The sequence below is a fragment of the Variovorax sp. 20P10.2.4 genome (assembly GCF_058244205.1).
In genome coordinates this window covers 1-11,684 of the sequence record NZ_JBZAYE010000194.1, presented here as the reverse complement: position 1 = coordinate 11,684, position 11,684 = coordinate 1, and the positions used below count along the sequence as shown (strand labels likewise).

Genomic DNA, 11,684 nt, shown 5'->3' with positions numbered 1-11,684 from the left:
GGCTGCTCGACCCCATGTCTATACCCAGGTAGATGTTCGTTGTCATGTCATAACAGCTTCGGGCAATTTGGTTCAGATCGCAGTAGCGTTTCCCCTAGTATTCCAGCCAAAACGAGCCGCATACATTCTGACCTGTCATGACAACATGCATGACGACAAGAGATCCAAAGCCACCCTCCAAGGCGGCCCATCTGCCAGGTCTGAGCAACACGAGGAGACAGAAGTGAGAAGAGATTTCCTGAAGTCCGCGGCGGCCGCCGCAGCCACCACCGGCCTGGGCCTGGCCGGCTCCAGCGCCTTCGCCCAGCAGCCCGCTGCACCGGCCGCCACCGGCCTGCGCGGCAACCCGAACGACGTCTACGTGATGAACGTGATGGTCTCGGGCGTCGAGTACTGGTTTCCGGTCTACGAAATGATGAAACAGCTGGGCCGCACGCTGGGCGTGCGCACCCGCTACACCGGCACGCCCGAGTACGACGTGAACAAGCAGCTCGCGTCCTTCGAGCAAGAGCTGGCGCGCAAGCCCGCGGGCATCCTGCTGCACCCGATGAACCCCGACCCGTTCATCGAGCCGATCAACCGCGCGGTGGCGGCAGGCATCCCGGTCGTGACCTTCGCGGCCGACTCGCCGAACTCCAAGCGCGCCTCGTTCATCACCTCCGACAACGACCGCGAGGGCACGCAGGCGGCCGACGCGATCGCCGCCGCGCTCGGCGGCAAGGGCGAGTACGCGGTGCTCGAGAACCCGGGCCAGGACAACCACGACCGCCGCATCGCCGCCTTCGTCAACCGCATGAAGACCAAGCACCCGGGCATGAAGCTCGCGGGCCGCGCGGCCAGCAACCAGGACCCGAGCAAGGCCTACCAGGCGGTGCTGAGCCTCGCGCAGGCCAACCCGAACCTGGGCGCGCTGTTCATGCCCGAGGCCAACTCGGCGCTCGGCGCGGCGCAGGCCAAGATCGAGTCGAAGAAGAACATCCGCGTGATGTGCTGCGACGTCAACGCCAAGATCCTCGACATGATCAAGGCCGGCGACGTGTTCGGCGCCATCAATCCCAACCAGGGCATGCAGGGCTACATGGGGATGATGATGCTGTTCCTGGCCAAGAACCCGCAGCTCATCGATCCGATGAACGACGCCAAGCGCAACGGCACCAACCCGATGTCGGTGCCCTTCCTCGACAACGGCCTGTCGGTGGTGAGCAAGGCCAACGCCGACGACTTCTACTGGGACAAGTACCTGGCGCGCCGCGGCACCAAGGGAATCGGCGAGTGAGCGACGACCCGAAGCCGCTGCTCTCGCTGCGCGGCATCAGCAAGCGCTTCGGCGCTTCGCGCGCGCTCGCGGGCGTGGACTTCTCGCTGCGTGCCGGCGAGATCCACGCCCTGTGCGGCGAGAACGGCGCCGGCAAGTCGACGCTGATGAACATCATCGACGGCATCCACCAGCCCGACGAGGGCACGATCGCGCTCGACGGCCTGGATGTGCGCATCGACGGCCCGGCCCATGCCATGCGGCTGGGCATCGGCCTGGTGCACCAGGAGATCGCGCTGTGCGGCGACGCCACCGTCGCCGAGAACATCTTCATGCCCGAGATCAACGCGGGCGGCCGCGCCTTCATGGACTACGGCGGCCTCAACGCGCGCGCCGCCAAGGTGCTGCGCCGGCTCGGCCAGGACATCGACCCGGCCGCGCGCGTCGACGAGCTCGGCATCTCGAGCCAGCAGCTGGTGGAGATCGCCAAGGCGCTCACGCTCGACTGCAAGGTGCTGATCCTCGACGAGCCCACGGCCGCACTCACCGAGCTCGAGTCGGCCGCGCTGTTCCGCGTGCTGCACGACCTCAAGGCACAGGGCATCGGCATCATCTACATCAGCCACCGCATGGCCGAGATCTTCGCCAACTGCGACCGCGCCACCGTGCTGCGCGACGGGCGCAACGTGCACTGCGGCGCGCTCGCGGGCACCACGCCCGACGAGCTGGTGCGCCGCATGGTGGGCCGCGACCTCGGCAACTACTACCCGCCGCGCGCCACGCTACCCGAGGCGCCCGAGACGCTGCTGCAGGTCGACGACATCGCCGACGGCGAGCGCGTGCAGGGCATCTCCTTCGCGCTCAGGCGCGGCGAGATCCTCGGCATCGCGGGCCTCATGGGCGCCGGGCGCAGCGAACTCGCCGAAACGGTCTGCGGGCTGCGGCCCGCGCGGCGCGGCAGCGTGCGGCTCGGCGGCAAGACGCTCGCGATCCGCAAGTACGCCGACGCGCTGCGCCACGGCATCGCCTACCTCAGCGAGGACCGCAAGGCCGCGGGCGTGTTCCTCGACCTGCCGATCGCGCAGAACGTCTGCGCGATGGCGCTGCGGCGCGTGAGCTCGCGCTTCGGCCTGATGGAACGCGCGGCCGAGCGCAAGCTGGCGCAGGACCTCGGCGCGCAGCTCAACCTCAAGTCCGACGGCGTGGCGATCGAGGTCGCGAGCCTGTCGGGCGGCAACCAGCAGAAGGTGGCGATCGCCAAGCTGCTGGCCACGAAGCCGTCGGTGCTGCTGATGGACGAGCCCACGCGCGGCGTCGACGTGGGCGCGAAATCCGAGATCCACCACATCCTGCGCGCGCTCGCGAACCAGGGCGTGGGGGTGATCGTGATCTCGTCGGAACTGCCGGAAATCATCGGCCTGTGCGACCGCGCGCTGGTGATCCGCGAAGGCCGGCTGGCCGGCGAGCTCGGCACGGCCGAGATGACGGAAGAGGGCCTGCTGCGGCTGGCCTCGGGACTGGGCGAACAGGAGATGCAGTGAGCTACCAATTCAGAATAGACGGCACCAACCCCGCGAGCACCGCCGGCACCGGCACGGCCGCGGGGGCCAAAGGAGACGCCGTGAACCTTCCCTTCCGACTCGGCAGCATGCGCGAGGCCGGCCTGCTGCTGATCATCGCGGTGCTGTGCGTGGGCATGAGCTTCGCGTCGCCGTACTTCCTCACCTGGGAGAACATCCGCGCGATGCTGCTGTCGTTCTCGATCGAGGGCATCGTGGTGGTCGGCATGACCATCCTGCTGATCGTGGGCGGCATCGACCTCTCGGTGGGCTCGGTGGTGTGCCTCGCGATGGTGATCACCGGCAAGCTGTTCCTCATGGGCGTCGACCCCTGGCTCGCGAGCGCGATGGCGATCGGTGCCAGCGCGATGATCGGCGCCATGATCGGCGGCTGCGTCACGCGCATCGGGCTGAACCACTTCATCGCCTCGCTGGCCTTCATGGTGATCGTGCGCGGCCTGTGCCTGGCCTTCACGCAGGGCACGCCGCAGTCGCTGTTCTCGCTGCCGGCCGAGTTCAAGTTCATCGGCCAGGGCACGCTGTTCGGCATCCCGGCCGTGATCCTGATCTTCGTCGCGATCGTCGCCATCAGCGACTTCGTGCTGCGCCGCGCCACGCTGCTGCGCAAGGTGTTCTACGTCGGCAGCAACGAGAAGGCCGCGCTCTATTCGGGCATCCGCGTGGGCCGCGTGAAGTTCTGGGTCACGGTGCTGTGCTCGGCCTCGGCCGGCCTGGCCGGCGTGATCTACACCGCGCGCTTCGGCGCCGCCACGCCCACCTTCGGCATGGGCATGGAACTCAACGTGATCGCCGCCGCCGTGATCGGAGGCGCCAGCCTCAAGGGCGGCTCGGGCACCGTGCTCGGCGCGGTGCTCGGCCTGGCGCTGCTGTCGGTGGTGACGAGCTCGCTGATCCTGCTCGACGTCTCGCCCTACTGGCAGGACGTGATCAAGGGACTGATCCTGCTCGTGGCCGTGACCATCGACCACCTGCTCAACGTGAGGAAGACCAAGAGATGAAGACGACGACGCTGGGACCGTCGGGCATACGCTGCTCGGCGATCGGCCTGGGAACCTGGGCCATGGGCGGATGGATGTGGGGCGGCGGCGACAACGCGGGCGCGACGCTGGCGATCCAGGCCTCGCTCGACGCGGGCGTGACGCTGATCGACACGGCGCCGGCCTATGGCCTGGGCCGCTCCGAACGGCTGGTGGGCACTGCCCTCAAGGGCCGGCGCCACGAGGCCGTGATCGCCACCAAGTGCGGGCTGGTGTGGCATACGCAGAAGGGCACGCACTTTTTCGAGGAGGACGGCCATCCCGTCTACCGCTACCTCGGCCGCGATGCGATCGCGTACGAAGTGGAGCAGAGTCTCGCGAACCTGCAGACCGACTACATCGACCTCTACATCACGCACTGGCAGGACGCCACCACGCCGGTGGCCGAGACCATGGGCGCGCTGCTCGACCTGAAGAAGCAGGGCAAGATCCGCGCGATCGGCGTGAGCAACATCGATGCCGCCACGCTCGCCGAGTACCTGCGCCATGGGCCGGTCGACGCGGCGCAGGAGCGCTACAGCCTGATCGACCGCGAGATCGAGGCCACGCTGGTGCCGCTGTGCAAGGAGCATGGCGTGGCGGTGATGGGCTATTCCTCGCTCGCGCTGGGCCTGCTCGCGGGGCCGATCGATCCCGCGCGCGCCTTCACGGGCGACGACCAGCGCGCGAGCAATCCGCGCTTCAGCGCCGACAACCGCGCGCGGCTCGCGGCCTTCTTCGCCGACCTCGAACCGCTGCGCGCCGCGCTGGGCTGCTCGTTCTCCGAAATGATGATCGCCTGGACGCTGGAGCACGGCGCCGTCTCGCTCTCGCTGTGCGGCGCGCGCAACCGGCAGCAGGCGATCCAGAACGCCGCGGCCGGCACGCTCGCGCTCGGCGCCGACGCGCTGCTGCAGATCGATACCGCCGCGAAGCGGCACCTGGGCGCGCTCGGCTGAGACGCGTCCCGCCCCCTCGAACCATCTTCCACCTTCAAGGAGTTCTTTCGTATGTCGAAAGGCAAAGAGGTCCGCATCGCCCGCCTGCTGAAGGCCGGCCGCGGCCTGGACATCGCGCTCGATCACGGCGTGTGCAACGAGCCCAGCTTCCTCGACGGGCTCGAGGACATGCCGGGCGTCATCGACCGCCTGGTGGCCGCGGCGCCCGATGCGATCCAGCTCAACTACGGCCAGGCCGACCTGCTGCAGCTGCGCCCGGGCCGCGAGCGGCCGGCGCTCGTGATGCGGCTGGACATGGGCAATCCCTACAACGCCACGCGCCACCGCTCGATGTGGGCCGTGCTGCAGAACGAGCACGACCCGGTGCTGCCCGCGGTGCAGATGGACGCGGCCTGCGTGGTCGTCAACCTGTTCATGCTGCCCGACGAGCCCGAGCTGTTCCGCCAGTGCGTGCAGAACATCGCGCGCGTGCGCGCCGACTGCGACCGCTACGGCATGCCGCTGATGATCGAGCCGCTGGTGATGCAGGCGCACGGCGCGGGCCGCGGCGGCTACATGGTCGACGGCGATGCCGAGAAGATCGTGACCCTGGTGCGGCTCGCGCGCGAGATGGGCGCCGACATCGTCAAGGCCGACCCGACCAGCGACCCGAAGGACTTCCATCGCGTGGTGCAGGCCGCGCGCTGCCCGGTGCTGGTGCGCGGCGGCGGCCGCGAGGACCTGCAGCAGGTGTTCGCGCGCTCGCGCGTGCTGCTCGACCAGGGCGCCGTGGGCATGGTCTATGGGCGCAACGTCTACCAGCACGCCAATCCGTCCGCGGTGGTGAGCGCGCTGATGGCGATGATCCACGAGGGCGCCAGCGCGGAAGCGGCCTGGGCCCTCTACGAATCGGGCGGCGCGGTGCGAAGCCGATAGCCCGGGTTCGGCGCGGCTTCCGGCGAACAGGTTTTTTTTCGTCACGGCAGGCGACGCCCGTCGCCCGCCGGGGTGCGCGCTGCGCGCGCATGTCGTGATTCGAGCCAGAGAAGAACGAGTCAGCAGATTCCCCTGCGAACTTCCAACAACACTTGGAGGCAAACGATGAAGATCCGGTATTACCTGATGGCATTGATGGTGCCGTTCGTCACCCTGTTGACGCACGCGGCGATCACCGGGGTCAGTCCGATGACGACCCTCGGCAACATGGCGACCGCGGTGTCCGAGGCCGTCGCCGATCCCCTCCCGCTGCAGGGGCCGGGGCTGGGCAACCTCACCTACACCTCGGAGGAACTGTTCAAGCCGGTGTCGGTGATCACCAGCCCGGCGCATCCGCTCGACCCCGCGCACAGCAACGCCAACGAGTCGCGCGAGGTGCCCGCCACCTACCCGGGCCGCAAGGACTACGGCATGAACGCCGGCATCATGGTCAACGGCTATTTCCTCACGTCCTTCGCCCCCGACAGCGGCCTCGGCCCGGGCGGCTTCCTGCTGTACGACGTGTCGAACCCGCGCCAGCTCCGGCTCGTCAAGAAGATCTACGAGCCCGAGGGGCGCACCAGCGAGTTCCGCGAGACGCACTCCTTCGGCACCGCGCGGATCGGCGACAAGACCTACGTGGTGCTGCCCAGCATCAACGGCGTGGAGTTCTGGGATTTCACCGACGTCAACGACATCAAGCAGGTGAAGAAGCTGGCGCTGCCCGGCGTCAACGCCGGCGACTACGAGAACGTCGCCTGGCAGCTCTGGTGGCAGGCGCCCTACCTGTACGTGGCTTCTGCGGGTCGTGGCATGTTCATCGTCGATGCCGCCGATCCCGCGAACGCCGTGCTCGCCAACCGCGGCGCCGGCAAGGCCAACCCGGTGTCCACCGGCGAACTCGGCGGCTTTCGCATCGGCCCGATCTTCACGATGGGCAACCACATGGTGCTGACCGCGATGGAGAGCAACGGCGGCTTCGCGAGCCTCGACATCTCCGATCCGCTCAATCCCAAGGTGCTCGACTCCATCGTGGGCACCACGCCGTTCTACTATGCGACCTGCTTCGACGGCCGGAACCTGCATGTCTCCACCCGCAACAGCGGCGCGAAGATGTACAGCTACGACCTGAGCGACCGCTCGAAATTCGTGGCCGAGGACAACCGCCTGGTCATCGACGAGCAGCTGTACTGCGCCACGCAGGACCACTACGTGATCCAGGGCGCGCAGACGCGCATCCACAAGGTCGACGTGAGCAATCCGCTCAATCACGTGGAAGTGGGCCGCGGCAGCATCCTGCGCGAGGACGATCCGAACTTCTCGCATTCGGACAACGGCCAGGTCGCGATGTTCGGCAACCTCGTGTTCGTGGGCAACGACCACGGCTCGGGCAGCGGATTCGTCGTGCACCAGGTCGACCCCGACACCACCCGGCCCGAGGTCAAGCAGGTCTCCCCCGCCAACGGCGCGAAGCAGCAGGCGCTGACCTCGCGCATCGGCCTGGGCATGACCGACAACATCCGGCCCGAGAGCGTCAACGCCAACACCTTCATCGTGCGGCCCGTGGGCGGCAACACGCTCGCGGGCACCTACAGCGTGCAGCTCGGCATCGTCAACTTCCATCCCACGCAGCCGCTGCAGCCGGGCACCAGCTACGAGGTGTTCCTGCCGGCCAACGGCGTGAAGGACTATGCGGGCAACGCCATCGGCGCCGACTTCAAGTCCACCTTCAACACCGGCAACGCGGCCGAGGTGGGCCTGAGCTACCACTGGGCGCTCAACGGCAAGCTCAGCGACCCGATCTCGAACAACGACGGCACGCCCGCCAGTGGCGACGCCTTCGAGAGCATCGGCCTGAACTTCGCGACCCGCGCGGGCGGCGTGCAGCTCAAGAACGACAGCGTGGCCACCGTGCTGGGCGGCACCGCCTCGCTGAGCTTCTACATGAAGACCACGCAGAACGGCAGCGCCAACGCCTGGACCGCGCCCGGCATCTTCGGGCGCGACCAGTCGGGCGGTGCCGACGACGTGTTTTGGGGCTGGCTCGACAACACCGGCCGGCTCAACCTGTCGGTGGCCAACGCGGCCACCAACAACCCGGGCACGCGCTCGACCTCGCCGGTCAACGACGGCAACTGGCACCACGTGGTGCTCACGCGCGACGCGGGCTCGGGCGCGCAGACCATGTACATCGACGGCGCCAAGACCAGCTCGAGCGGCCTCACCGGCGTGAAGGGCCTCGCGAACAAGTTCCAGTGGCTGGGTCAGATCCAGGGCAATGCCGACTTCTTCAAGGGCACGCTGGCCGACGTGCGGGTGTTCAACCGCGTGCTCGGCGACGCCGAGGTCGCGACCCTGCGCGGCCAGGCGGTCATCGGCGACCCCGGCATCGGCAGCGGGCCCAAGGTGGTCAACGGCACGCTGAACTTCAACCCGTCCACGCTCGGCAGCGGCGGCGCGCAGTTCCGCTGGAACTTCGGCAACGGCACCGTCACGGCCTTCTCGAGCCAGGCCGGCTACAGCTACACCTACACCACGCCCGGCCACTACACCGTGACCCTGACGGTGAAGGACAGCGCGGGCCGCGAGACCTACTACACCTACAACGTGACCATCATCGCGCCCGTCACCGCGAGCGCGCCGCGGCACACCGGCAACATCGCGGGCGACGCGAACCGGGTCTACGCGGTCAATCCCGACAGCGGCACGGTGGCGGCGATCGACGCCCAGAGCCTGGCCAAGCTGTGGGAGGTGTCGGTGGGCAGCGAGGCCAAGACGCTGGCGCTCGGCCCCGACGGCCGGGTCTGGGTCGCGGTGCAGGGCGAGGACAAGCTGGTCGCGCTCAACGCCGCCGACGGCAGCGTCTCGGTCACCGTGCCCTTCGACTACGGCAGCGGTCCCTACGGCGTGGTCTTCACGCCCGACGGCGCCAAGGGCCTGCTGACGCTGGAGAGCAAGTCGCGCCTCGTGAGCTTCAACCCGTCCACCGGCGCGGTCACGGCCATCCTGCCGCTCGACGGCACGGTGCGCGGCATCGCGGTCACGGGCGATGCGCAGATCGCCTACGTCACGCGCTTCAAGTCGAAGATGACCGGCGGCGAGCTCTACAAGGTCAACCTGGCCTCGATGAGCGCGCTGTCGACCATCGCGCTGCCGGTGGATACCACCACCGTGGACACCGAGGCCGGCGCGCGCGGCGTGGCCAACTACCTGAGCCAGGTCGTGATCTCGCCCGACGGCAAGCGCGCCATCCTGCCCTCGAAGAAGGACAACATCGTGCGCGGCCGCTTCCGCGACGGCCGCGACCTGGTGCACGACCAGACCGTGCGCTCGATCCTGTCGCAGGTCGACCTGCAGTCGGCGGCCCACGTGGCCGGCGAGCAGATCGACTTCGACGACCGCGCGCCGGCGCGCGCCGCGCTGTTCTCGCCCGCGGGCGACTACATCTTCGTGGCGCAGATGGAAGGCAACCGGGTGGCGATCGTCGATCCCTACACGCGCTCGGTGCGCGGCGAGATCGACACCAGCAGCGCGCCGCACGGCCTGTTCCTCGATGCCGCGCGCAAGCGCCTGTTCGTCAACAACTTCCTCGCGCGCTCGGTGTCGGTGCACGACGTGGCGGCGGTGCTGGCCTCGGAGAGCAACGCGGCGGTCTTCGTGCGCAACGTGCAGACCGTGGCGACCGAACCGCTGGCCGCGGCCGCGCTGCGCGGCAAGCAGGTGTTCTACAACGCGGCCGACCGGCGCATGAGCAAGGACAACTACATCTCGTGCGCGAGCTGCCATGCCGATGGCGGCGACGACGGCATGGTGTGGGACTTCACCCAGCGCGGCGAGGGCCTGCGCCGCACCATCAGCCTGCAAGGGCGGCGCGGCACGAGCCACGGCCGGCTGCACTGGAGCGCCAACTTCGACGAGGTGCAGGACTTCGAGAACGACATCCGCAACGAGTTCGGCGGCACCGGCTTCCTGAGCAATGCCGACTACGCGGCCACCTCCAATCCGCTGGGCACGCCCAAGGCCGGACGCAACGCGCAGCTCGACGACCTCGCGGCCTACCTGTCGTCGCTCGACAAGTTCATGCGCAGCCCGGCGCGCACGGCCGACGGCAACCTCAGCGTGGAGGCCGCGCGCGGCCAGACGGTGTTCAACACCGCGCAGTGCGCGACCTGCCACACCGGCGGCACCTTCCGCGACGGCCAGCGCCACGACGTGGGCACGATCCAGCTCTCGTCGGGCAAGGGCGGCAACCAGCCGCTGGCGGGCGTGGGCTTCGACACGCCGACGCTGTCGGGCACCTGGAGCGTGACCTCGTTCTTCCACAACGGCCAGGCCGCCTCGCTGCAGGCGGTGCTCGACAGCGGCCACGGCAACGCCAACGGCCTGCCGCCGGCCGACGTGGTGGCGCTGCGCGAGTACGTGCGCTCGCTCGACACCGCGCCGCCGCTGGTCGCGCGCATCCGCTCCGACGCCAGCAACCTGTGCGTGAACATCAAGGGCGTGTCGACCGCCAGCGGCGCCACCGCGGTGCAGTGGCCCTGCGGCAACGACGCCAACGAGAAGTTCACCGTGACCAGCAGCGGCGGCTACGTGCAGTTCGTGGCGCAGCACAGCGGCCTGTGCCTGGCGCAGAGCGGCAACGCGACCACCAATGCCGCGGTGGTGCAACTGGCCTGCACGGCCGGCAATGCGACGCAGTGGACGGTGGTCGGCTCGACCCTGCGCAACCGCGCCTCCGGATCCTGCCTCGACGTCCCGAACGGATCCACCACGCAGGACACGGCGCTGATCACCTGGACCTGCAACGGGGGCAACAACCAGAACTGGACCCAGCTGCCCTGAGCGGGCGGCCTTGACCGGGGAGGGCGCGCCTGCGGGCGCGCTTTTTTTTGCGTCCGTCGGGCCATGGGCAGGAGCGGGCGCGGGGCGCTGTCACCGGGCCCGGCGCGCTTCGGTCCACACCACGATCAGCAGGCCGGCCAGCACCATCGCGAGCCCCGCGAAGGCCCAGGGGCCCGGGCGCTCGTGCAGCACGACCAGGGCGAGCCCGAAGGCCGTGACGGGCTCGGCCAGTGCCAGCGTGACGCCCGAGGCGCCGGAGATGTGCCGCAGCGCATGGCTGAACAGCAGGTAGGCGATGCCGGTCGACACGAGGCCCAGGTAGGCCACGAGGACCCAGCCCGCGGGCGTGGTCGAGAAGGGGCCGGAGATCAGCAGCGCGGCCGGCATGGCCGCCACGGAGGCCGTCGCGAAGAGCCACAGCGTGACCGTCGCCGGCGGCGACCGGCGCACCAGGCGCTGGCTGACCAGCGTGTAGGTGGCGTAGCAGAGCCCCGAGCCCAGGCACAGCGCCAGGCCGGCGAGATCGACGCGCGAGCCTTCGCCCGATCCCGACATCACCATCAGGCCGCCACCGCCGATCGCGAGCAGGGTGCCCGCCCACCAGGCCGGCGCGGGCGGTGTGCGAGACACGAGCGCCTGCAGCAATCCGGCCCAGGCCGGCCCGCTGCCCACGGCGATCGCGGTGCCGATGGCCACGCCCGTGGCCCTGACGCCCGCGAAGAAGCTCAGGTTGTAGCCGGCCATGCACAGCCCCGCGAGCAGCACCCAGTGCCACGTGGCCGGCGCCATCGACAGCGCGATGGGCTCGCCGCGCTGCCGTCGCCAGCCGATGAAGGCCGCGAAGAACAGCGTGGCGATCGCCATGCGCAGCGTGCCGATCCAGAAGGGGGACGTGTCCAGGGGAGCGAAGCTCTGGGCGGTGCCGGTGGTGCCCCAGAGCGCGGCGGCGGCAAGCACCATGCCGGCGCCGGTGAGGGATGCGTGCTTTGTCATGCGCGCATCCTCCAGCGCCGCGGCCGCGGCAACTGTCGAGAGACTCTCGACCTCGTCAGCCCGCGCGCGCGTGCCGGGCGCCCGA

At 69.2% G+C, this 11,684-nt stretch carries 7 protein-coding genes; 6 read left to right on the top strand and 1 reads right to left on the bottom strand.

The genetic code is table 11. The features are described 5' to 3' along the window. Positions 1-223: 223 nt before the first annotated feature. The 6 genes from AC27VN_RS18965 (at position 224) to AC27VN_RS18940 (ending at position 10,606) form a co-directional block, all read left to right on the top strand. On the top strand, positions 224-1,276 hold the full coding sequence (locus tag AC27VN_RS18965; RefSeq protein ID WP_057592540.1) for a substrate-binding domain-containing protein: 1,053 nt from the start codon (positions 224-226) through the stop codon (positions 1,274-1,276). Then, positions 1,273-2,796 carry a sugar ABC transporter ATP-binding protein gene (locus tag AC27VN_RS18960; protein ID WP_431510645.1) on the top strand — a complete coding sequence of 508 codons (1,524 nt, stop codon included), beginning with the start codon at positions 1,273-1,275 and terminating at the stop codon, positions 2,794-2,796. Before AC27VN_RS18965 ends, AC27VN_RS18960 begins: the two co-directional genes overlap by 4 nt. A gap of 107 nt (positions 2,797-2,903) precedes the next feature. Continuing rightward, positions 2,904-3,833, top strand: coding sequence for an ABC transporter permease (locus AC27VN_RS18955; RefSeq protein WP_208509805.1), 930 nt, complete (start codon positions 2,904-2,906; stop codon positions 3,831-3,833). Continuing rightward, on the top strand, positions 3,830-4,810 hold the full coding sequence (locus tag AC27VN_RS18950) for an aldo/keto reductase (protein WP_490877512.1): 981 nt from the start codon (positions 3,830-3,832) through the stop codon (positions 4,808-4,810). The genes AC27VN_RS18955 and AC27VN_RS18950 overlap by 4 nt, the downstream gene beginning before the upstream one ends. Positions 4,811-4,861: 51 nt before the next feature. After that, a complete protein-coding gene (locus tag AC27VN_RS18945; RefSeq protein ID WP_296795346.1) occupies positions 4,862-5,725 on the top strand; it encodes a class I fructose-bisphosphate aldolase in 864 nt (287 codons plus the stop codon). A 165-nt stretch (positions 5,726-5,890) separates the two neighbouring features. Next, positions 5,891-10,606, top strand: a complete 4,716-nt coding sequence (locus tag AC27VN_RS18940) for a LamG-like jellyroll fold domain-containing protein (protein ID WP_490877511.1) — start codon at positions 5,891-5,893, stop codon at positions 10,604-10,606. A gap of 90 nt (positions 10,607-10,696) precedes the next feature. On the opposite strand, the gene AC27VN_RS18935 is transcribed toward AC27VN_RS18940, so the two are convergent. After that, positions 10,697-11,599, bottom strand: coding sequence for a DMT family transporter (locus AC27VN_RS18935; protein ID WP_490877510.1), 903 nt, complete (start codon positions 11,597-11,599; stop codon positions 10,697-10,699). Between the last annotated feature and the right edge of the window lie 85 nt (positions 11,600-11,684).